Here is a 20,332-nt window from a genome sequence, read left to right on the forward strand (position 1 = left end):
CGCCCCCCGCCCCCCGCCCCCCCGCCCGCCCCCCCGCGCCCCGCCCCGGCCCCCCCCCGGCGGCGTCCTGGCGCGGCACGGCCCCGGGACGGCGGCCCGCCGCGTAGGCTCGTAGCCCCGTATCCGCATGTGAGCTGCGCCTTCGCGGCGAGAGTGAGACCGAGACATGGACCGAGCCGACCAGTACGTGCTGACCCTGTCGTGCCCCGACCGGCCGGGCATCGTCGCCGCCGTCTCCGGAGTGCTCGCCGACCGCGGATGCAACATCGTGGAGAGCCAGCAGTTCGGCGACCCCGACTCCGGCACCTTCTTCATGCGGGTCCAGTTCACCGCCCGCCCCGGCACCGACGCCGACGAGCTGCGCGGCGCGTTCGCGTCCCTCGCCCCCGACCTCGCCCTCGAATGGCGGCTGCACGACCTGTCCCGGCGCCCCCGCGTGCTGATCATGGTGTCGAAGGGCGGGCACTGCCTCAACGACCTGCTCTACCGGCAGCGCTCCGGGCTCCTCGACATCGACGTCGTCGCCGTCGCGTCCAACCACCCCGACCTGCGGCCCCTCACCCAGTCGTACGGCATCGACTACCACCACCTCCCGGCCGGCCCCGGCGGCAAGGCCGCGCAGGAGGCCGAGATCCTCGCGCTCGTCGAGCACTACCGCGCCGACCTCGTCGTCCTCGCCCGCTACATGCAGATCCTCTCCGACGACTTCTGCGCCAAGCTCCCCGGCGCGATCATCAACATCCACCACTCGTTCCTGCCGAGCTTCAAGGGCGCCCGCCCCTACCACCGCGCGCACGAACGCGGCGTCAAGCTGATCGGCGCCACCGCGCACTACGTCACCGCCGACCTCGACGAGGGCCCGATCATCGAGCAGGAGGTCGCGCGCGTCGACCACACCCACAGCCCCGAGGAGCTGGTGGCGGTCGGCCGCGACGTCGAATGCCTCGCGCTCGCCCGCGCCGTCCGCTGGCACGCCGAGCACCGCGTCCTGCTCAACGGGGACCGCACCGTCGTCTTCCGCTGACCGTTCGCGCAGGTGAAAGCGTGAGATGTCGGCATGGCGTGTTTCACTCCACGTGACAATGCCTCACCATGAGTAGTGAGAGATTGTCCGGACGTGCCGGTGGCTCACGGGGGTGGCTATGGCCGAGGCTCTGGTCAAGGACCTGATCGAGGAAGAACGCAGCAGGCGGCAGGCGCGGCGCCTCGCCGTCCGCGAGTTCCGCCCGCGGCGCCCGCTCGCCGGGCTGGCGGCCGCGCTGGTGGTCACCGCCGCGGGCGGGATCGCCGCCATCGAACTGCTCGCCGCCGCGCTGCACTCCGGCGTCCACCCGGTCCCCGGCGTGGGCGCGCTCGTGCACGCGCTGCGGCACCGCGCGTGGCGCGACGCCGCCGTCCGCGAGGCCGCCGCCGCGATCACCGGCTGCGGGCTGCTGTTCCTGCTCGCCGCGCTGCCCGGGCGGCTGCGCGGCGTCCCGCTGGACGGCGCCGACCCGCGGCTCGCCGGCGTCGTCCGCCGCTCCGCGCTGCGCCGCGCCGCCGCCGACGCCGCGCTGGCCGTCCCCGGCATCGAGCGCGCCCGCGCCCGCGGCCTCGGCGTGCTCCGCCGCCGGCTGATCGTCCGGGCCGTCACGCACTACCGCAACCCGGCGAACCTCGAGGAACTGGTGCACACCGCGGTCGCGGCGCGCCTCGACCGGATCGAGCCGATGCACCGTCCCTTGGTCGACGTCCGGCTCGGCTGGCGGAAGGACTGACAATGAGGATCCCGATCGCGGCGACCGGCGCCCTGCTGCTGCTGTGCGGCGCGTCCGCCCTCGCCCTCGGCGCGTCCGGCCTCGCCGGGCACCCGCCGCTCGACCCCGCGCTGGTGCGCTTCGCCGCCGGCAGCCCGTGGTTCCTGCCCGCCGCCGCCGGCGTCGCCGAGATACTGGCGCTCGCCGGCCAGCTGTGGCTGGTCGTGCAGGGCCGGACCGTCGTCCACCTGCGGTGGCCCGACCTCGACCCGCAGACCCGCGCGCACGCCCGCGCCGCCGCCGACGTCCTCGTCAAGACGGCCAAGGAGCTCCCGGACGTCCAGGACGTCCGAATCCGCCTCACCGGCACCGCCAACCGGCCCCGCCTGGTCATGCACGTGACCTGCGCCGGCGACGCGCTGCTCAGCGAGGTCTACGGCGAGCTCGGCGCGGGCCCCATCGAGCGGTACCGCCGCGCCCTGGGCATGCCGGACCTGAAGGCGATCGTCCGCTTCCGCCTGGCGTTCCCGCAACAGCAGAAACGCCCCCGCGTCCCCCACCCCGAAACCGCCTGACCCGCGTCCCCACAACCCAAGCCCGACCAAGGGGCCGGACCGCCCCTGCCCAAAACCAGCACCCCGAACGCCGAACCACGGCGACGACACCCAGCGACCGCAGCGCCGACCGCAACGGGCCGAAGGGTTTTGGCTTGGCCACGCGACGAGCGGGGCCAGCTTGCGCGGGGTGAGCCGTCACGACGGGCCGGGGGGTTTTGGCTCAGCCATGTGACGAGGTGGGCCGTCGCGATCGCGTGCGAAGCCAAGTTCGAGCCTGCGAGAACTTGATCGCGCAGCGAGCCCCTGGGCGAGCCGGAGCGATGCTGCGATCGCACGCATTGCCCGTTGAAGGGAGGGCCCCCAAGGCCCGACCGCCGAGGGCAATGCAAACAAACACGCGACACACCCGTCCGGGGCCGCGCCGGGCGGGGGCGGCGTCCGGCCCCGGACGGGTGCCCGCGCTCGGGCAGGCGCCCCTGCGCCGCGGAGCGGACGCATGCACACGATGGGCGCCCGCGCACACGGAAGCCGTGCAGGTCGCGGGGCATGCACCCGTCACTATGCGCGATCTTCTGGTAACGGTCACGGTTGTGTACATTTCGTTCACGGCATTGCCGAGACGAGAGGTGCGGGTGGGATGCGGCGTCCCGGTTGGGCGGCGCCCGGACGCTGGAGCCTGGCCCGGCAGCTGCTGGCGCTGCAGGCGGCGATCGTGGCGCTGCTGGTGGGGGTCGGCGCGACGCTCGCGTATCTGGACGCGCGGCGGGCGACGGACGAGCGGGCAGCGCACACGGTGACGGCGCTGGCGGAGAGCATCGCGGACGCGCCGGACGTGCGGGCGGCGGTGGCGGGGCCGGTGCCGAGCCGGGTACTGCAGCCATACGCCGAGCGGATCCGGCATGACACGGGCGTCGACTTCATCACGATCATGAGTCCGGCGGGGATCCGGTACACGCATCCGAATCCGGCGCGGATCGGGGGGCGGTTCGTCGGGAACACGGCGCGGGCGCTGGCGGGGCACGAGTTCACCGAGACCTATACCGGGACGCTGGGGCCGTCGGTGCGGACGGTGGTGCCGGTGTTCGGGGACGGGCACCGGGTGGTGGCGCTGGTGGCGGTCGGGATCACGATCCGGGCGATCTCGGCGGAACTGCGGCGGCGGCTGCTCGTGGTGGTGGGGGTCGCGGTGATGGTACTGGCGATCGGGATCGGCGGGAGTTACCTGGTGGCGGCGCGGTTGCGGCGGCAGACGCGGGGGGTGGCGCCGGGCGAGCTGCGGGGGATGTTCGAGTACTACGAGGCGATCCTGCACGCGGTCCGGGAGGGGTTGGTGCTGCTGGACCGCGGGGGCGGCGTGGTGTTGTGCAATGACGCGGCGCGCGAGCTGCTGGATCTGCCGGCGGACGGTCCGGGCGGGCGGCATGTCGGTGAGCTGGGGCTGCCGGAGGAGCTGGTGGCGTCGATGACGTCGCCGGAGCCGCGCGCGGACGAGATCCATGTCGGGGACACGCGGGTGCTGGTCGTCAACACGTCGCCGGTGCGGTCGGGGGACCGGGCGATGGGCAACGTGGTGACGTTGCGGGACCATACGGAGCTGCAGGGGCTGACGGGCGAGCTGGACACGGTGCGGGGGTTCGCGGAGTCGCTGCGGTCGCAGGCGCACGAGGCGGCGAACCGGCTGCACACGGTGGTGTCGCTGGTGGAGCTGGGACGTCCGGAGCAGGCGGTGGAGTTCGCGACGGCGGATCTGGCGGCGGCGCAGCGGCTGACGGACCGGGTCGTCGGGTCGGTGACGGAGCCGGTGCTGGCGGCGCTGCTGCTCGGCAAGTCCGCGGAGGCGGCGGAGCGGGGCGTCGAGCTGGAGATCGCCGAGGACACCGCGATCGACGGGGTGGTGGAGCCGCGGGACCTGGTCACGATCCTCGGGAACCTGATCGACAACGCGGTGGACGCGGCGGTGGAGAACGCGGGGGTGCGGCCGCCGCGGGTCCGGGTGAGCGTGCGCCGCGAGGACGGGCGGCTCGTGCTGCGGGTCGCGGACAGCGGCCGGGGGGTGGATCCGGCGGACGTCCCGGAGATGTTCCGGCGGGGCTGGACGACCAAGTCGTCGGGCGGCCCGGTGGGGCACGGGCTCGGGCTGGCGCTGGTCGGGCGGGCGGTCCGGCGGCACGCGGGGACGGTGGAGGTCGCCGGCGACGGCGGCGGGGACGACGGTGCGGTGTTCACCGTCCGGTTGCCGCTGGACGCCCGATGATCTCGGTGCTGGTGGTGGAGGACGACCCGGTCGCGGCGGAGGCGCACCGCTCGTACGTCGAGCAGGTCGCGGGGTTCGCGGTCGCGGGGGTGGTGCATTCGGGGGCGGACGCGCTGCGGTTCTGCGAGCGGACGCCCGTCGACGTCGTGCTGCTGGACTTCTACCTTCCCGACACCCACGGCCTGACGGTCTGCCGGGCGCTGCGCGCCGGGGGCAGCGAGGTCGACGTGATCGCGGTGACGTCGGCGCGGGACCTCGCGGTGATCCGTTCGGCGGTGTCGGTCGGCGTCGTCCAGTACCTGCTGAAGCCGTTCACGTTCGCGTCGCTGCGCGACAAGCTCGTCCGGTACGCGCGGTACCGGGAGCAGCTGGTGGGGTCGGGGGAGGTGTCGGGGCAGGCCGACGTGGACGGGATGCTCGCGACGCTGCGGACGCCCGATCACCGGTCGCTGCCGAAGGGGATGAGCGGGGAGACGCTCCAGGCGATCACGGAGGTGCTGACGGGGGCGCCGGAGGGGGTGTCGGCGGCGGCGGCCGCTGACCTCGCCGGGGTGTCGCGGGTGACCGCGCGCCGCTATCTGGAGTACCTCGCGGAGAACGGCCTGGCGACGCGCCGTCCCCACTACGGGCAGGTGGGCCGGCCGGAGGTCCGTTTCTACCCGGGGTAGACGGGCGCGCCGCGGGGTACCTAGGGGACGAACGATCCGTCAGCGACATCGGGGGAGTTGTCGTGGGTGACCTGAACGACAAGGTGGACCGCAGGACCGCCGAACCGGAGCGGAGGAACGAGCGGGGCGAGGCCCGTACGGCCCGCACCGGGGAGGCCGCCGACGACGCCGGACGCGCGGGGGACAAGCCGCGCAAGGTCAAGCCGGGGGACGCCGCCCGGAAGATGCGCGCGATGTTCAAGGGGTAGCGGCCCTTCGCGGCGGGGGCCGGCGGCACTGCGCCGCCGGCCCCCGTTTCGCATGTAAAACCCTGTTGACCTGGCCGTTCGTCCGTCCCGACGGGTTTGGGGTGAGGTGCGGTGAGCATCAATCGCACATTGCCGACGCATCGGGGGGACACCGTGAGCCAGGACGAGGGACGCAGGGACGGCTCGGTCGCCACGCAGGACCGGCCGGAGGAGGGGCTGCGCCGCGCCCGTGCCGGCGGCGTGAGCGAGCTCGTGACGTCGGGCGGCCGCACCGAGATCGCCGACGTGGTGGTCGCCAAGATCGCCAGCATGGCGGCCCGCGAGGTGGGCGGAGTGCACGAGATGGGCGCGGGGATGAGCCGGACGATCGGCTCGGTGAAGGAGCGGCTGCCGGGCGTGGCCGCCGACCCGACGCAGGGCGTCGGGGTGCAGGTGGGCGAGCGGCAGGCGGCGATCGACATCGACCTGGTCGTCGACTACGGCGCCTCGATCCCCGATCTCGCCAACGCGGTGCGCTCCAACGTGATCGGGCAGGTGGAGCACATGTGCGGGCTGGAGGTCGTGGAGGTCGACATCACGGTCGACGACATCCATCTGCCGGACGACGACCGCGAGGAGTCCGAGCAGCCGACGGGTCCGCGGGTGCTATGACGGCCCGGACCCGCAGAACACGGCCCGCTGCGCAAGCGGACCCACCGCCACCCGCCGCTGGCGGCGCACGAGCCCGCCCACCGGCAAGAGAAGCAGATCCCGCCCGCGCCCCTGCCGACACAAGCCCGCCCCGCAGCCCCAGGCCGCAAAGCCCCGCCGAGGCACCCGACACGAGGGCGTCCGGTGGCGCCGGGGCGCAAGGGAACGCCGGGGCGCACGGCGCGGGCTCGTCTGGCGGCGGGACGCGGGGGAACGCTGGTGCGCATGGCGCGGGCGCGTCCGGTGGCGCCGGGATGCAGGGGAACGCCGGGGCGCAGAGTAACGCCGGGGCGCAGGGACTGGGCTCGTCTGGCGGCGCTGGGGGGCAGCGGGGCGCCGAGGCGCACGGCCCGGGCGCGTCCGGCGGCGCTGGGACGCAGGGGAACGCCGGGGCGCACGGCGCGGGCGCGTCGGGCGGCGGCGGGACGCGGGGGAACACTGGTGCCCATGGCGCGGGCGCGTCCGGTGGTGCCGGGACGCAAGGGAACGCCGAGGCACACGGCCCCGGCGCGTCCGGTGGCGCCGGGACGCAGGGAAATGCCGAGGCACAGGGACCGGGCGCGTCCGGCGGCGCTGGGGCGCAGCGGGGCGCTGGTGCGCATGGCGCGGGCGCGTCGGGTGGCGCTGGGGCGCAGGGGGGCGCCGAGGCGCATGGCGGTGGCGCGCGGCGGGATGCTGAGGGGCATGGCGCCGGGACGCGCGGTGGTGGTGCGCAGGGGGGTTCCGCGGCGGCGGGCGCTGGTGCGGCGCGGGAGGACACCGAGGACGGCAAGGGACGGCTGGTGGAGCGGGTCGCGGAGGCGGCGTCCGGCTGCCGGTCGGTGGCCGGGCTGACCGCCGGGCCGCGGGCGCGGATCATGACGTACCGGGCGGGACGGCCGCTCGCCGGCGTCGCCGTCCGGGACGCGGAGATCGAGGTCGGGGTGGTGGCCCGGGTGGAGCGGCCGCTGCCGGAGACCGCGGAGGACGTGCGGCGGGCGGTGCGCCCGCTCGCCGGGGACCGTCCGGTGCACGTCCTGATCGGGGACATCGCCGAAGGGAGCGCGACATGATTCCGGTATGGCCGTTGGTGGGCCTGGCCTTCGGGGTGGCGCTCGGGTTCGCGGGCGCGTTCGGCGGGTTCGGCCCGTTCTTCATCGTGCTGTTCCTCGGCTGCCTCGGGTTCCTGACGGGACGCGCGATCGAGGGGAACCTCGACATCCGGCAGCTGTTCTCGTTCAACACCGACCGGCGGTCGCGATGACCTTGGACGAGCAGCCCACCCCGCCTGGAGAGGCGCGTCGCCGAGACGAGGGTGACGCGCGCGGGACGGGGGAGCCGGTCCGGGCGCCGGGGGAGCGGGGGCGGACGACGATCAGCGACCGGGTCGTCGCGCGCATCGTGGCGAAGGCGGCCGAGGAGACGGCGGGGACGGGCGGGCTCGACCGGTCCGTGCTCGGCGTCGGGCTGCCGGGGCGCCGCGCGGCCCGCACTGACGTGCGCGTGCACGGGAAGGTCGTCACGGCGAGGGTGGCGCTGTCGGTGGCGTACCCGATGCCGGTGCGGGACGTGGCGCGGCAGGTGCGCGCCGGCGTCCGCGCGCGGGTCGAGGCGCTGACCGGGCTCACCGTGCGGCAGGTGGACATCGACGTGGCCGAGCTGGAGCGGCCCGACGGCGGGAGGACCGTCTCATGACCACGCATGCCGGGCACCGGCGGGTGCCGGCGCACGGGGCGCGGACGTCGGGGGAGCGGCGGGCGGACCGGGCGGCGCGGCACGCGTTCCGGTCGCGGCGGGTCCGGATCGGCACGCTCGCGGCGCTGCTGCTGACCGCGGCGTCGGTGATCGCCGCGATCGACGTGCTGTCCGCGATGTTCGGGTCGTCCCTGCACGTCGTCGCGTACCGGGAGCTGTTGGACGTCCGGTGGGACGGCTGGGAGGTCCGCGCGATCAGCGGGGGGCTGGTGTTGGTCGGGCTGGTGTTCCTGCTGGCGGGACTGCTGCCGGGACGGTCGCGGGTCGTGCCGCTGCACGGCCGCGTGCCGGACGTGGTGATGGGTGTCAGCAGGCGCGGGCTGTGCCGGGCGATCGCGGCGGCGGCGGAGGACGCGACCGGGGTGTCGCGGGTCCGGCGGGTGCGGCTGCGGCCGAGGCGGGTCACGGTGGTCGCGGAGACGCCGGTGCGGAACCCGGGCGGGCTGGAGGACGGGGTCGCGGAAGCGGTGCGCGCCTGCCTGGAGCGGATCCGGCCGTTGCGGGTCCGGACCGTGAAGGTGCGGATGAGGCACAAGGAGGCCTAGATGGGGGACGGGACCGCGAGGGCCCGGATGAACCGGCGGCCCGCGCATCTCAATCGGACGGGGCTGGTGCTGGTCGGGGCGGTCATGATCGCCGTGGGCGGGGCCGGGCTGGCGCGGGGGGCCGGCGCGTTCGGCCATGACCGCGCGACGGGCCGGGTGTTCAGCGGCACCGTCCGGCGGTACGCCGCCGATCACGGCTGGTTCTGGCCGGCGGTGGCGGCGGCGGTGATCATCCTGGCGCTGCTCGGGCTGGCCTGGCTGCTGGCGCAGGGCCGGACGGGGCGGCTGCCGGGGCTGGCGATGGAGCCGGATCCCTCGGGCGGCCGGACGCGCCTGTCGGGGAAGGCGGTGACGGACGCGCTGGAGTCGGAGGTCGGGGAGTACCCGGGGGTGCGGACGGCGCGGGCCCGGCTGATCGGCTCGTCGCGGCGGCCGGAGCTGCGGCTGAACGTCGCGTATATGCGCCGCGCCGATCCGGCGGAGCTGCGGCGCCGCATCGAGGAGGAGGGGATGCCGCGGCTGGCGGCGGCGCTCGGCCGCGAGTCGGTGCCGGCGGTGGTGCGGCTGAGGCTGGTCAAGGGCGACCGCGCGGAGACGCTGCTCTGACACGCGAAGCCGCTGCTCTGACACGCGGAGACGCTGCTCTGACACGCGAAGCCGCCGCTCTGACGCGCGGAGCCGCCGCACCGGCGCGGAGACCCCGCTCCGGCGCGCGCGTGGAGACCTCGCGCCGTCGACGCTGCTTCGACCTTTGGTGACACCTTTGGGGCTTGTTGGGCGTGCATGGCGTTTTGTCCGACTAGCGTCCTTGGTAGTGAACATGACGTCGAGGGACTGAGGAGGCTCACTTGATCGACCTGCTGGTTCCGGGCGGCTCCAAGGGGCCTTTCGACGCATGGAGGGAACAGACGGACCACGGCATGGGCCCCTCCCGCTAGAGCGGCCCGAAGACCCGGGGGCGCGGCGGCGACGCCGCGCCCCCGGGTTCTTCTCTCCCTGGTGGGTTGTGTTTTCCAACCTACTAGGGAAATACTGGGCAGTAAGTTGGAGAACACAACGGAGGTGGTCATGCGGGACGCGGTGATCGTGGAAGCGGTGCGCACGCCGGTCGGCAAGGGCAAGCCGGGCGGGGCGCTGCACGCCGACCACCCGGCCGACCTGCTGGCGCGGACGCTGAGGACGCTGGTCGAACGGGCCGGCGTCGACCCGAGCCAGGTGGACGACGTCGTCGGCGGCGTCGTCACCCAGGTCGGCGACCAGGCCGTCAACATCACCCGGACCGCCGTCCTGGCCGCCGGGTTCCCCGAGACCGTGCCGGCCATGACCGTCGACCGGCAGTGCGGCTCGTCCCAGCAGGCGCTGCACATCGCCGCGCAGGGCGTGCAGAGCGGCGCGTACGACATCGCGATCGCGTGCGGCGTCGAGTCGATGTCGCGGGTGCCGATGGGCTCGAGCGTGCTGCCCGGCAGCGACCCGTTCGGCCCGATGCTCAAGGAGCGCTACCCGGACGGCCTCGTCGGGCAGGGCATCAGCGCGGAGCTGATCGCCGCGAAGTGGGACCTGTCCCGCGAGGAGCTCGACGCCTACGCCTACGAGTCGCACCGCCGCGCCGCCGAGGCGTGGAAGAACGGCGAGTTCGACCGCGAGGTCGCCTGGACCGGGCAGCGCGACGAGACCGTCCGGCCCGGCACGTCACCGGAGATCCTCGCCGGCCTCAAGCCCGCCTACTACGACGAGCGGATGGCGGCGCGGTTCCCCGAGATCGCCTGGAAGGTCACCGCCGGGAACGCGTCCCCGATCAACGACGGCGCCGCCGCCGTCCTGGTGATGGGCGCGGACGTCGCCGAACGGCTCGGCCTGCGGCCCCGCGCCCGCTTCCACGCGTTCGCGGTGACCGGCGACGACCCGCTGCTCATGCTGACGGCGATCATCCCGGCGACGGAGAAGGTGCTGGCCAGGGGCGGTCTGACCCTGGACGACATCGACCTGTTCGAGGTGAACGAGGCGTTCTCCCCGGTCGTGCTCGCCTGGCAGCGCGCGACCGGCGCCGACCTCGCGCGCGTCAACGTCCGCGGCGGCGCGATCGCCATCGGCCACCCGCTCGGCGCCAGCGGCGCCCGCATCATGACGACGCTGCTGCACGCCCTGGAGGACCGCGGCGGACGCTTCGGCCTGCAGACGATGTGCGAGGCCGGCGGCCTCGCCAACGCCACGATCGTCGAGCGGCTGTGACCGGCGGTTAGGCTTCCGGGTATGCCGAAGGACGCCCATCCCCGCGAGTGCTCCATCGCCGACACCCTCGACATCGTCGGCGAGCGCTGGAGCCTGCTCGCGATCCGGGAGTTGAGCCACGGCGTCCGCCGGTTCGACCGGATCGCCCGCAACACCGGGGCGGCCCGCGACATCCTCACGGCCCGGCTCCGCAAGCTCGAGGCGAACGGCATCGTCCGCCGCGAGCGCTACAGCGACCGCCCCGTCCGCTACGAGTACCACCTCACGGCGGCGGGGCGGGAGCTGTGCGACGTGCTGATCGTCCTGATGGCGTGGGGCGACCGGCACCTGCACCCGGACGACCCGCCGGTCCGCTGGCAGCACTCCTGCGGCGAGACCCTCAGCCCCATGGTGATCTGCCGGCACTGCGGCAACGAGGCCCGCACCGGCGCCCACTCCCCCACCGGCCGAGGCACCCTCACCGCCTGACCCGCCCCCAGCACGCCCCCGCCCCCGATCCGCCCCGCCGCCCGAGCCTGGCCCTCGCCGCCCGGTTGCGGCGCCGCCGGAGCGTGGTCCCCGCCGCCCGGGCGCGAGCCAGACAGCGCCCGATCGGAATGCCGCCTGGCAGGGGCTGCCATCGGCGCTGCCCGTTGCGGCGCCGCGTGCCGGGGGGTGGCATTGGTGCCGGGGAGGCTCCGGAATGCGATAGAAGAGGGGGCATCTGCAGGAAGGTGCGAGATGTCTGCGATGCCGCTGAAGGCCGGTGACCCCACGCACGTCGGCTCCTGGGAGCTGGAGGGGCGGCTCGGCGAGGGCGGTCAGGGCGTCGTCTACCTCGGGCGGGGGCCCGGCGGCGAGCGGGTCGCGGTCAAGGTGCTGCGCGGGCTGGACGACGAGGCGCTGCGGCGGCTGGGCCGGGAGGTCGAGACGGCGGGGCGGGTCGCGCGCTTCTGCACGGTGCGGATCCTCGACGTCCGGCTGGATCCCGCCCCCGCGTACGTGGTCAGCGAGTATGTGGACGGCCCGTCCCTGCAGGACGCGGTGAAGGCGGAGGGGCCGCGGCGGGGCGCCGCGCTGGAGCGGCTGGCGATCGACACGGCGACCGCGCTCGCCGCCGTCCACGCGGCGGGGGTCGTGCACCGCGACTTCAAGCCGCACAACGTGCTGCTCGGCCCGGACGGCCCGCGGGTCATCGACTTCGGGATCGCGCGGGACCTGGACGTCACGTCCTCGCTGACCGGGGGCCCGATCGGGACGCCGGCGTACATGGCGCCCGAGCAGATCGAGGGGCGTCCCGCCACCGCGGCGGCGGACGTGTTCGCCTGGGGCGCGACGATGGTGTTCGCCGCGACCGGGCATCCGGCGTTCGCGCGGGACAGCGTGCCGGCGCTGTTCCACCAGATCCTCAGCGAGGACGCGGACCTGTCCGGCCTGGACGGGTGGCTGCGCGACCTGGTCGCGTCCTGCCTCGCCAAGGATCCCGACGAGCGGCCGACGGCGGCGGAGGTGATCTCGCGGCTGACGGCGCGGACCGCCTGGCAGCCCGTCGACACGCTGCCCGCCGCCGCGTCGCCCGCACCACCACCACCGCCACCGCCCGCCGCGTCCACGCTCCCGCCCGTCGCCGCATCCGCGGACCCGGCCTTCGCGTCCGTGCCCCCTCCGCCCGCCGCCCCGCCTCCCGCGGCCCTGCCTCAGGCGCCCGGGATCGCCGGCACCGTGCCGCAGCAGGCGCCGTGGACGGCACCGCCGGGATGGCCGCAGCAGGCCCGTCCCGCGGGCGGAAAGCGCCGCCGCGTCTGGCCGTGGCTGGTGGTCGGCATCACGCTCCCGGTCGTCGCGGCGATGGTGGCGGGCGGCATCATCGTGGCGCGGCAGGTGATGCGCCACGAGGACGCCTCCGCCGTGTCGTCCCTCCCGGCGGACGTGTGCTCGATCTACGACTCGAGCGCGGGCAAGCGCGTCCTGGCCGACATGGGCGCCGCGAAGGGCAAGCGCATCCCGCGGGACAACGCCGACCAGTACGGGGAGTGGAAGCTCTGCGCCTTCGGCACGAACCTGTTCCCGCCGACGGACACGTTCCAGATCCAGCTCAACCTCTACAACCGCGACGACCCGCGGAAGGGCATCGACGACGCGCGCAACGCGCTGCACGGCGGGACGAACTTCGGCTGCTCCGGGACGCCCGGCACCGGGACGGGCGTCGGCGAGGAGAGCTGCGAGGGTCTCACCAACAGCTCGTGGGCCGAGGTCGTGGCGCGCAAGGGCAACGTCATCGCCACGGCCTCGTGCTCCGCGCAGAGCATCAACGACCGCTACCGCGGAGCCCTGCGTCGCGCCGCCCAGCTCGCCCTCGACAAGGCTCTGTAGCCGGCGGGACGCCCCTCCGCCCCGCGGAGGGCCCAACAACGGGCGGGCCGCCCGTCAGCACTCGATGACGTTGACGGCGAGGCCGCCGCGCGAGGTCTCCTTGTACTTGTCGAGCATGTCGCGGCCGGTGTCGCGCATGGTCTTGATGGCCTTGTCGAGGGAGACGAAGTGGCGGCCGTCGCCGCGCAGCGAGATGCGGGCGGCGCTGATCGCCTTGATGGCGCCGACCGCGTTGCGCTCGATGCAGGGGACCTGGACGAGCCCGCCGACGGGGTCGCAGGTGAGGCCGAGGTTGTGCTCGATGCCGATCTCGGCGGCGTTCTCGACCTGCTCGGGCGTCCCGCCGAGGACCTCGGTGAGCCCGGCGGCGGCCATCGAGCAGGCGGACCCGACCTCGCCCTGGCAGCCGACCTCGGCGCCGGAGATCGAGGCGTTCTGCTTGAACAGCACGCCGATCGCGCCGGCGGTCAGCAGGAACCGGACGGCGCTCCCGTCGTCGCCGCTCTGCACGAACCGGTCGTAGTAGTGCAGGACGGCCGGGATGATGCCGGCGGCGCCGTTGGTGGGGGCGGTGACGATGCGCCCGCCGGCGGCGTTCTCCTCGTTGACGGCGAGGGCGAAGAGCGTGACCCAGTCCATCGCGTGGAGCGGGTCGGACGCCTTCTCCGCCGACAGCTGGCGGTGCAGCTGCGGGGCGCGGCGCCGCACCTTCAGGCCGCCCGGCAGGAGCCCTTCGCGGGTGCAGCCGCGGGTCACGCAGGCCCGCATGACGTGCCACAGCGTGAGGAGCCCGTCGCGGATCTCCTGCTCGGTGCGGCCGAACGCCTTCTCGTTCTCCAGCATGAGCGCCGAGATGGACAGGCCCGTCTCGCGGCAGCGGTCGAGGAGCTCGGCGGCCGTGTCGAAGCGGTGCGGCAGGACGGTGTCGTCCGGCTTGATGCGGTCGGCGCCGGTGGCGTTCTCGTCCACGATGAAGCCGCCGCCGACCGAGTAGTACACCTTGGAGCGCAGCTCGTCGCCGGACGCGTCGAACGCGGTGAAGCGCATCCCGTTCGGGTGGCCCGGCAGCGACTCCTTCCGCTCGAAGACCAGGTGCTCGCCGACGACGAACGGGACGTCGTGCGAGCCGAACAGGCGCAGCGCCTTGCGCTCGCGGACGACGGCGAGCCGGTCGTCCACGCCGTCGACGTCGACGGTCTCGGGCTTGTCGCCTTCGAGGCCGAGGATGACGGCCTTGTCGGACCCGTGGCCCTTCCCGGTGAGGCCGAGGGAGCCGTACAGGACCGCCTGGACGGACGCCGTCCGCTCCAGCAGGCCGTCCCGGTGCAGGCCGCGGGCGAACCGGTGCGCCGCCGCCATGGGGCCGCCCGTGTGCGAGGACGACGGGCCGATGCCGATCTTGAAGAGGTCGAAAACGCTGATGGCCATGGGTGCTACCTCGTCGTAGCGCGCGCCCCCTCCCCGCGCGGGGAAGGGGGCGCGGAGAAGTTACAGGTCGGGGTACAGCGGGTGCTTGTCGGCGAGGGCCTTCACCCGCGCCGACAGCGCGCCGGCGTCGAAGGACGGCTGCAGCGCCAGCGCGATGACGTCGGCGACCTCGGCGAAGTCCGCGGCGGTGAAGCCGCGGGTCGCGAGGGCCGGGGTGCCGATCCGCAGGCCGGACGTCACCATCGGCGGGCGCGGGTCGTTCGGGACCGCGTTCCGGTTGACGGTGATGCCGATCTCGTGCAGCCGGTCCTCGGCGTCGCGGCCGGTGAGCTCGGAGTCCACCAGGTCGACCAGGACGAGGTGCACGTCCGTGCCGCCGGTGAGCACCTTCACGCCGGCCTTCGCCGAGTCCTCGGCGAGCAGCCGCTCGGCGAGGATCTTCGCGCCCTCGACGGTGACGGCCTGCCGGGCCTTGAACTCGTCCGACGCGGCGATCTTCAGCGCGACCGCCTTCGCGGCGATCACGTGCTCCAGCGGGCCGCCCTGCATGCCCGGGAACACCGCAGAGTTGATCTTCTTGCCGTACTCCTCGCGGGCGAGGATCAGGCCGCCGCGCGGGCCGCCGAGCGTCTTGTGCGTCGTGGTGGTGACGATGTCGGCGTACGGGACGGGCGACGGGTGCAGCCCCGCCGCGACGAGCCCCGCGAAGTGCGCCATGTCCACCATGAGCAGCGCGCCGACCGAGTCGGCGATCTCCCGGAACGCGGCGAAGTCCAGCTGCCGCGGGTACGCCGACCAGCCCGCCACGATCATCTTCGGCCGGTGCTCGGCGGCGAGGGAGGCGACCTCGTCCATGTCGACCAGGCCGTCCTCGGCGCGGACGTGGTAGGGCACCACGTTCAGCACCTTGCCGGAGTAGTTCAGCCGCATGCCGTGGGTGAGGTGCCCGCCGTGCGCGAGGTCGAGGCCGAGGATCGTGTCGCCGTGCTGCAGCAGCGCGAAGTAGACCGCGGTGTTGGCCTGCGCGCCGCTGTGCGGCTGCACGTTCGCGTGCTCCGCGCCGAACAGCGCCTTGGCCCGGTCGATCGCGAGCTGCTCGGTGACGTCGACGAACTCGCAGCCGCCGTAGTACCGCCGGCCCGGATACCCCTCGGCGTACTTGTTGGTCAGGACGGAGCCCTGCGCCTCCAGCACCGACACCGGCGCGAAGTTCTCCGACGCGATCATCTCGAGGGTGGACTGCTGGCGGCGCAGCTCGGCGTCCACCGCCGCGGCGACCTCCGGGTCGGCCGCGGCGAGGGAGTCGTACAGCCCCACGTCAGCTCTCCTCGGTCAGCTTGTCGTAGGCCTCGGCGTCCAGCAGGTCGCCCGGCTCGTCGGAGATCCGCACCTTGAAGATCCAGCCCTCCCCGTACGGGTCGTCGTTGATCACCTTGGGCTCGTCCACCACCGCGGAGTTGATCGCGGTGATCTCGCCGCTGACCGGCGAGTACAGGTCGCTGACCGACTTGGTCGACTCGATCTCCCCGCACACCTCGCCGGCCTCGACGGTGTCGCCCTCCGAGGGCTGCAGCTCGAGGTAGACGATCTCGCCGAGCGCGTCGGCGGCGTGCGCGGTGATGCCGACGGTGACGATGCCGTCCTCTGCTTCTGAACCGGCAGGGCCGAGGCCGGCCACCCACTCGTGCTCTTCGCTGTAGCGGAGCTGCTCCGGAACGCTCACGTTCTTTTCTCTCTCTATCCCTTGTGGGGGCGGGCCCCCACACCCCCGGACGACTGTGTTTCAGGAACGCTTGTAGAACGGCAGGGCCACCACGTCGACCGGCTCCTGCCTGCCGCGCACGTCCACGGCGAGGCCGGCCTCCTCGACGCCGCTGTCGAGGTAGGCCATGGCGATCGGCGTGCCCAGTGTGGGCGACGGGGCGCCGCTGGTCACCACGCCGCACGGCGTGCCGTCCGGCGCGACGACCTGGTACCCCTTCCGGGGCGCGCGACGCCCGCGCGCCACCAGTCCCACGAGCCTACGGCCCGCGGGGGTCTGCGCCTGCGCCGCCAGCGCCGCCTTCCCGACGAAGTCGACCGCCTTGTCCAGTTTGACGACACGGCCGAGGCCGGCCTCGAACGGGGTGGTCTCCCGGGTCAGCTCGTTGCCGTACAGCGGCATCCCCGCCTCCAGGCGGAGCGTGTCGCGCGCCGACAGCCCGGCGGGCACGACCCCGTCGACGGCCGCGAGGGCCTTCCACAGCGCGACGGCGTCGGCGGCGTCCACGAACAGCTCGAAGCCGTCCTCGCCGGTGTAGCCGGTGCGGGCGATCAGCGCGTCCACGCCGGCGACGCGGTCGGCGAGGATCGCGTAGTAGCGCAGGTCGGCGAGCGGCGCGCCGGTGAACCCTTCGAGGATCTCCTGCGAGCGCGGGCCCTGCAGGGCGATCAGCGCGTAGGCGTCGGAGCGGTCGTCGACGGCGGCCTCGAAGCCCGCCGCCCGCTCGGTGAGCGCCTCCCGGACCACCGCGACGTTCGCCGCGTTCGCGACCACCATCCACGTCTCGTCCGCGAGCCGGTAGACGATCAGGTCGTCGAGGACGCCGCCGTCCGGGTCGCAGATCATCGTGTACCGGGCCTTGCCCACCGCCATCGGCGACAGGTTCCCGACCAGCGCGTGGTCGAGCGCCGCGGCGGCACCGGGGCCGGACAGGAAGATCTCTCCCATGTGGGACAGGTCGAACAGCCCCGCGCCGGTGCGGACGGCCTGGTGCTCGGCGGTCTCGCTCGCGTAGCGCAGCGGCATCAGGTAGCCCGCGAAATCGACGAGGTTCGCGCCGAGGTCCTGGTGGACGTCGTGCAGCGGCGTCTTCTTCGCGGTCGGATCGGCGGACATCGGTTCGGCTCCTTCGTCACGGGCGCGCGTGGTCCATCGTCCCACTCGCGCACCGGGCGTATCGGTGCCTCCCCCTCTGTCATCGGCGCCTGAGAGCTTCACCCGCCGCCCCGGACGGGACGCGGCGCGGGCTTTCACCTTCGGCGGGGGACGGGGTCCCCGCTTTCCAGAGGTCGCCTGGCCCGTGCGGTCCGTGGGCCTGAGAGGTTCCGGGGAGGATTTGCTCCTTCGGCGTCCCACGCCGGCTGCGTGGAACTCTCCCGCACGGGATCAACGGCTGTCCGCAAAGGCTAGCAGCGGCGACGCCGTGCGACCAGCGGCCGCCGTTCCGGGCCGGCCGGCTACTTCGGCGTCGCGGCGGGGGTGCCGGACATCGCCTTCACGCACGCCTGGAGCGCCGCCTTGATCTTGGCCAGCTCGGCCTTCGACGGCGTCGAGCTCGGGTGCGGGCTGGGCATCGTGATCCCGTGCTTGCGCACGCAGTCGTTGAACTTCTGGGCGGCCTGGGCCGTCCCGTTCCCGCCGGGCGCGGTGGGCACGGCGCTGCCCTTCGCGGCGCCGGCGCCCCCGGACGGCGCCGGCGACGACGACGCGGGGGCCGGCGCCGCGGCGGTGGACGACGAGGCGGTGCTCTTCTTGCCGTCCGAGCCGCCGCATCCGCCGAGCGCGAGCGACAACGCCAGGACCGCCACGAGACTGCGCTTCACAGGATCACTTCTCCAGAGACCGGGGTGGAAAGCGCCATGATGCGCAGAATCCCGCGCGTGCGCCTACCGACGGGCGTGCCAAGAAAACGCGGCCCGGTTAGCACCGCGCCTCATAGCGGGCACCCTAGAGGGGCGTCACATAGGCCCCGGAGATGCCCCCGTCCACCAGGAACTCCGACGCCGTGATGAACGACGCGTCGTCCGACGCCAGGAACGCGACCGCCGCCGCGATCTCCGACGCCTCCGCGAAGCGCCCCACCGGGACGTGGACGAGCCGCCGCGCCGCCCGCTCGGGGTCCTTGGCGAACAGCTCCTGCAGGAGCGGGGTGTTGACCGGGCCGGGGCACAGCGCGTTCACGCGGACGCCCTGCCGCGCGAACTGCACGCCCAGCTCCCGCGACATCGCCAGCACGCCGCCCTTGGACGCGGTGTAGGAGATCTGCGAGGTCGCCGCGCCCATCACCGCGACGAACGACGCGGTGTTGATGATCGACCCCTTGCCCTGCTCCAGCATGTACGGGAGGACGTGCTTGCAGCACAGGTAGACGCTGGTCAGGTTGACGTCCTGCACGCGTTTCCAGGCGTCCAGGCCGGTCTCCAGGATCGAGTCGTCGTCGGGCGGGGAGATCCCGGCGTTGTTGAACGCGACGTCGATCCGGCCGTAGGCGCCCTTCACCGTCCGGTAGAGGGCCTCGACCTCGTCCTCGCTGGTCACGTCCACCTTGACGAACAGGCCGCCGAGCTCCTCGGCGGCGCTCTTGCCGGCGGTCTCGTCGACGTCGGCGATGACGGCCGTCGCGCCCTCGGCGGCGAAACGGCGCGCGGTGGCCAGGCCGATGCCGCTGGCGCCGCCGGTCACGACGGCCACCCGGCCTTCCAGACGCTGCATGCTGCTCTCTCCTGTCACTGGCGGGGGACTCGCCGGCTACTCGCCGGCGATGAAGACGTTCTTGGTCTCGGTGAACGCGCCGAGCGCGTCGGGGCCCAGCTCGCGGCCGAGGCCGGACTGCTTGAACCCGCCGAACGGCGTCCAGTACCGCACGGACGAGTGGGAGTTCACCGACAGGTTCCCGGCCTCGACGGCGCGGGAGGCGCGCAGGGCGCGGCCGACGTCGCGGGTCCAGATGGAGCCGGACAGCCCGTAGGGGGTGTCGTTGGCGATCCGGTACGCGTCGGCCTCGTCCTCGAACGGGACGACGGTGACGACCGGCCCGAACACCTCGTCGTGCCAGGCCGGGAGCGCCGCGTGGTCCGGGGTGGCGAGGACGGTCGGCGGGAACCAAAACCCGGGGCCCTCGGGCGCGGAGCCGCGGATCACGACGGGCGCGCCGTCGGGCACGTAGGAGGCGACCCGGTCCCGGTGCGCGGCGCTGATCAGCGGCCCGACCTCGGTCTTCTCCTCGCGGGGGTCGCCGACGGCGACGCCGTGCACGGCCGGTTCGAGCAGTTCGAGGAACCGGTCGTAGACGGGGCGTTCCACCAGGATCCGGGAGCGCGCGCAGCAGTCCTGGCCGGCGTTCTCGAACACCGCGTACGGGGCGGTCGCGGCGGCCTTCTCCAGGTCGGCGTCCGCGAAGACGATGTTCGCGGACTTGCCGCCGAGCTCCAGCGTCAGCCGCTTCACGCCGGGCGCGCACGCCTGCATGATCTCCTTGCCGACCCGGGTGGAGCCGGTGAAGACGATCTTGCGGACGTCCGGGTGGTCGACGAGCCGCCGGCCCGCCACCGGCCCGGCGCCCGGCAGGACCTGCAGCACGCCCTCCGGCAGCCCCGCCTCCAGCGCCAGCTCGCCGACGCGGCGTGCGGTGAGCGGGGTCAGCTCGGCGGGCTTGACGATCACCGTGTTGCCCGCGGCGAGCGCCGGCGCCATGCCCCAGCCCATGATCGGCATCGGGAAGTTCCACGGCACGATCACGCCGACGACCCCGAGCGGCTCGGCGAACGTCACGTTCACCCCGCCCGGCACCGGGATCTGCCGCCCGGTGAGCCGCTCCGGCGCGGCGGCGTAGTAGTGCAGGACGTCCCGCAGGTTGCCGGCCTCCCAGCGCGCCTGCCCGATCGGGTGCCCGGCGTTGCGGACCTCCAGCGCGGCCAGCTCGTCCCGATGCTCGCCGATCTTCTCGGCGAACGCCCGCAGCAGCCGCGCCCGGTCGCCCGGCGGCACGTCCCGCCACGCCGGGAACGCCCGTTTGGCTCGTTCCACCGCCGCGTCGGTCTCGTCCGCCGACGCCAGCGCGACGACCTCCACGACCTCCTCGGTCGCCGGATTCAGAACCTCGAACTCGCTCATTTCCCCCTCTTCG

22 protein-coding genes and 1 riboswitch are annotated in these 20,332 nt (G+C 74.0%); of the genes, 15 read left to right on the top strand and 7 right to left on the bottom strand.

Annotation, left to right across the window (positions count from 1 at the left end):
• Positions 1 to 166 precede the first annotated feature (166 nt).
• The 15 genes from purU to AB0C78_RS37120 all read left to right on the top strand — a co-directional run bounded on the left by purU (position 167) and on the right by AB0C78_RS37120 (position 13,016).
• Positions 167 to 1,024: a formyltetrahydrofolate deformylase gene (gene purU / locus AB0C78_RS37050; protein ID WP_360757428.1), complete on the top strand. Its 858-nt coding sequence runs from the start codon at positions 167 to 169 to the stop codon at positions 1,022 to 1,024.
• A gap of 118 nt (positions 1,025 to 1,142) precedes the next feature.
• Positions 1,143 to 1,757 (top strand): DUF6286 domain-containing protein, encoded by a 615-nt coding sequence (locus tag AB0C78_RS37055; protein WP_360757430.1) that lies wholly within the window; start codon positions 1,143 to 1,145, stop codon positions 1,755 to 1,757.
• 2 nt (positions 1,758 to 1,759) lie between these two features.
• A complete protein-coding gene (locus tag AB0C78_RS37060; RefSeq protein ID WP_360757433.1) occupies positions 1,760 to 2,311 on the top strand; it encodes a hypothetical protein in 552 nt (183 codons plus the stop codon).
• Positions 2,312 to 2,930: 619 nt separating this feature from the next.
• Positions 2,931 to 4,547, top strand: coding sequence for a sensor histidine kinase (locus AB0C78_RS37065; protein ID WP_360757435.1), 1,617 nt, complete (start codon positions 2,931 to 2,933; stop codon positions 4,545 to 4,547).
• Positions 4,544 to 5,215, top strand: coding sequence for a response regulator (locus AB0C78_RS37070; RefSeq protein WP_151544331.1), 672 nt, complete (start codon positions 4,544 to 4,546; stop codon positions 5,213 to 5,215). Before AB0C78_RS37065 ends, AB0C78_RS37070 begins: the two co-directional genes overlap by 4 nt.
• Before the next feature lie 62 nt (positions 5,216 to 5,277).
• Positions 5,278 to 5,463 carry a hypothetical protein gene (locus tag AB0C78_RS37075; RefSeq protein ID WP_151544332.1) on the top strand — a complete coding sequence of 62 codons (186 nt, stop codon included), beginning with the start codon at positions 5,278 to 5,280 and terminating at the stop codon, positions 5,461 to 5,463.
• A 216-nt stretch (positions 5,464 to 5,679) separates the two neighbouring features.
• Positions 5,680 to 6,114, top strand: coding sequence for an Asp23/Gls24 family envelope stress response protein (locus tag AB0C78_RS37080; protein WP_225992197.1), 435 nt, complete (start codon positions 5,680 to 5,682; stop codon positions 6,112 to 6,114).
• Between the two features lie 821 nt (positions 6,115 to 6,935).
• Positions 6,936 to 7,205 (top strand): hypothetical protein, encoded by a 270-nt coding sequence (locus tag AB0C78_RS37085; protein ID WP_360757438.1) that lies wholly within the window; start codon positions 6,936 to 6,938, stop codon positions 7,203 to 7,205.
• Positions 7,202 to 7,396, top strand: a complete 195-nt coding sequence (locus AB0C78_RS37090) for a hypothetical protein (RefSeq protein WP_360757441.1) — start codon at positions 7,202 to 7,204, stop codon at positions 7,394 to 7,396. The genes AB0C78_RS37085 and AB0C78_RS37090 overlap by 4 nt, the downstream gene beginning before the upstream one ends.
• Positions 7,393 to 7,827: an Asp23/Gls24 family envelope stress response protein gene (locus AB0C78_RS37095; RefSeq protein WP_360757444.1), complete on the top strand. Its 435-nt coding sequence runs from the start codon at positions 7,393 to 7,395 to the stop codon at positions 7,825 to 7,827. The genes AB0C78_RS37090 and AB0C78_RS37095 overlap by 4 nt, the downstream gene beginning before the upstream one ends.
• Positions 7,824 to 8,432 (top strand): DUF6286 domain-containing protein, encoded by a 609-nt coding sequence (locus tag AB0C78_RS37100; protein WP_360757447.1) that lies wholly within the window; start codon positions 7,824 to 7,826, stop codon positions 8,430 to 8,432. Before AB0C78_RS37095 ends, AB0C78_RS37100 begins: the two co-directional genes overlap by 4 nt.
• Positions 8,433 to 9,038 carry an alkaline shock response membrane anchor protein AmaP gene (locus AB0C78_RS37105; RefSeq protein WP_360757449.1) on the top strand — a complete coding sequence of 202 codons (606 nt, stop codon included), beginning with the start codon at positions 8,433 to 8,435 and terminating at the stop codon, positions 9,036 to 9,038.
• Between the two features lie 462 nt (positions 9,039 to 9,500).
• A complete protein-coding gene (locus AB0C78_RS37110; RefSeq protein ID WP_360757452.1) occupies positions 9,501 to 10,664 on the top strand; it encodes a thiolase family protein in 1,164 nt (387 codons plus the stop codon).
• Positions 10,665 to 10,685: 21 nt separating this feature from the next.
• Positions 10,686 to 11,132 carry a helix-turn-helix domain-containing protein gene (locus tag AB0C78_RS37115; protein WP_151544338.1) on the top strand — a complete coding sequence of 149 codons (447 nt, stop codon included), beginning with the start codon at positions 10,686 to 10,688 and terminating at the stop codon, positions 11,130 to 11,132.
• A gap of 252 nt (positions 11,133 to 11,384) precedes the next feature.
• Positions 11,385 to 13,016 carry a serine/threonine-protein kinase gene (locus tag AB0C78_RS37120; RefSeq protein WP_360757454.1) on the top strand — a complete coding sequence of 544 codons (1,632 nt, stop codon included), beginning with the start codon at positions 11,385 to 11,387 and terminating at the stop codon, positions 13,014 to 13,016.
• A gap of 54 nt (positions 13,017 to 13,070) precedes the next feature.
• On the opposite strand, the gene AB0C78_RS37125 is transcribed toward AB0C78_RS37120, so the two are convergent.
• The 7 genes from AB0C78_RS37125 to AB0C78_RS37155 all read right to left on the bottom strand — a co-directional run bounded on the left by AB0C78_RS37125 (position 13,071) and on the right by AB0C78_RS37155 (position 20,319).
• Complete coding sequence (locus AB0C78_RS37125; protein ID WP_360757456.1) at positions 13,071 to 14,444, bottom strand: L-serine ammonia-lyase; 1,374 nt, start codon at positions 14,442 to 14,444, stop codon at positions 13,071 to 13,073.
• 60 nt (positions 14,445 to 14,504) lie between these two features.
• Positions 14,505 to 15,761 (bottom strand): serine hydroxymethyltransferase, encoded by a 1,257-nt coding sequence (glyA, locus tag AB0C78_RS37130; RefSeq protein WP_360757458.1) that lies wholly within the window; start codon positions 15,759 to 15,761, stop codon positions 14,505 to 14,507.
• Position 15,762: 1 nt separating this feature from the next.
• Positions 15,763 to 16,167, bottom strand: a complete 405-nt coding sequence (gcvH, locus tag AB0C78_RS37135; RefSeq protein WP_360757460.1) for a glycine cleavage system protein GcvH — start codon at positions 16,165 to 16,167, stop codon at positions 15,763 to 15,765.
• A 60-nt stretch (positions 16,168 to 16,227) separates the two neighbouring features.
• The gene (gene gcvT / locus AB0C78_RS37140; RefSeq protein WP_360757462.1) at positions 16,228 to 17,322 is read right to left on the bottom strand and encodes a glycine cleavage system aminomethyltransferase GcvT; all 1,095 of its coding nucleotides are present in this window, start codon (positions 17,320 to 17,322) and stop codon (positions 16,228 to 16,230) included.
• A gap of 177 nt (positions 17,323 to 17,499) precedes the next feature.
• Positions 17,500 to 17,595: riboswitch (glycine riboswitch) on the bottom strand.
• A 68-nt stretch (positions 17,596 to 17,663) separates the two neighbouring features.
• Positions 17,664 to 18,029 (bottom strand): hypothetical protein, encoded by a 366-nt coding sequence (locus tag AB0C78_RS37145; protein WP_360757465.1) that lies wholly within the window; start codon positions 18,027 to 18,029, stop codon positions 17,664 to 17,666.
• 124 nt (positions 18,030 to 18,153) lie between these two features.
• Positions 18,154 to 18,918: a 3-oxoacyl-ACP reductase gene (locus tag AB0C78_RS37150; protein WP_360757467.1), complete on the bottom strand. Its 765-nt coding sequence runs from the start codon at positions 18,916 to 18,918 to the stop codon at positions 18,154 to 18,156.
• 36 nt (positions 18,919 to 18,954) lie between these two features.
• Positions 18,955 to 20,319, bottom strand: coding sequence for an aldehyde dehydrogenase family protein (locus AB0C78_RS37155; RefSeq protein WP_360757470.1), 1,365 nt, complete (start codon positions 20,317 to 20,319; stop codon positions 18,955 to 18,957).
• Positions 20,320 to 20,332: the final 13 nt, after the last annotated feature.

Source organism: Actinomadura sp. NPDC048394, assembly GCF_040651755.1.
GTDB classification, from domain to species: Bacteria; Actinomycetota; Actinomycetes; order Streptosporangiales; family Streptosporangiaceae; genus Spirillospora; species Spirillospora montaniterrae.

What these genes read in the sequence shown, in the direction of transcription:
- purU (WP_360757428.1), top strand. Translation starts at nt 167, where the DNA reads ATGGACCGAGCCGACCAGTACGTGCTGACCCTGTCGTGCCCCGACCGG.
- AB0C78_RS37055 (WP_360757430.1), top strand. Translation starts at nt 1,143, where the DNA reads ATGGCCGAGGCTCTGGTCAAGGACCTGATCGAGGAAGAACGCAGCAGG.
- AB0C78_RS37060 (WP_360757433.1), top strand. Translation starts at nt 1,760, where the DNA reads ATGAGGATCCCGATCGCGGCGACCGGCGCCCTGCTGCTGCTGTGCGGC.
- AB0C78_RS37065 (WP_360757435.1), top strand. Translation starts at nt 2,931, where the DNA reads ATGCGGCGTCCCGGTTGGGCGGCGCCCGGACGCTGGAGCCTGGCCCGG.
- AB0C78_RS37070 (WP_151544331.1), top strand. Translation starts at nt 4,544, where the DNA reads ATGATCTCGGTGCTGGTGGTGGAGGACGACCCGGTCGCGGCGGAGGCG.
- AB0C78_RS37090 (WP_360757441.1), top strand. Translation starts at nt 7,202, where the DNA reads ATGATTCCGGTATGGCCGTTGGTGGGCCTGGCCTTCGGGGTGGCGCTC.
- AB0C78_RS37095 (WP_360757444.1), top strand. Translation starts at nt 7,393, where the DNA reads ATGACCTTGGACGAGCAGCCCACCCCGCCTGGAGAGGCGCGTCGCCGA.
- AB0C78_RS37100 (WP_360757447.1), top strand. Translation starts at nt 7,824, where the DNA reads ATGACCACGCATGCCGGGCACCGGCGGGTGCCGGCGCACGGGGCGCGG.
- AB0C78_RS37105 (WP_360757449.1), top strand. Translation starts at nt 8,433, where the DNA reads ATGGGGGACGGGACCGCGAGGGCCCGGATGAACCGGCGGCCCGCGCAT.
- AB0C78_RS37110 (WP_360757452.1), top strand. Translation starts at nt 9,501, where the DNA reads ATGCGGGACGCGGTGATCGTGGAAGCGGTGCGCACGCCGGTCGGCAAG.
- AB0C78_RS37115 (WP_151544338.1), top strand. Translation starts at nt 10,686, where the DNA reads ATGCCGAAGGACGCCCATCCCCGCGAGTGCTCCATCGCCGACACCCTC.
- AB0C78_RS37120 (WP_360757454.1), top strand. Translation starts at nt 11,385, where the DNA reads ATGTCTGCGATGCCGCTGAAGGCCGGTGACCCCACGCACGTCGGCTCC.
- AB0C78_RS37125 (WP_360757456.1), bottom strand. Translation starts at nt 14,444, where the DNA reads ATGGCCATCAGCGTTTTCGACCTCTTCAAGATCGGCATCGGCCCGTCG.
- gcvT (WP_360757462.1), bottom strand. Translation starts at nt 17,322, where the DNA reads ATGTCCGCCGATCCGACCGCGAAGAAGACGCCGCTGCACGACGTCCAC.
- AB0C78_RS37150 (WP_360757467.1), bottom strand. Translation starts at nt 18,918, where the DNA reads ATGCAGCGTCTGGAAGGCCGGGTGGCCGTCGTGACCGGCGGCGCCAGC.
- AB0C78_RS37155 (WP_360757470.1), bottom strand. Translation starts at nt 20,319, where the DNA reads ATGAGCGAGTTCGAGGTTCTGAATCCGGCGACCGAGGAGGTCGTGGAG.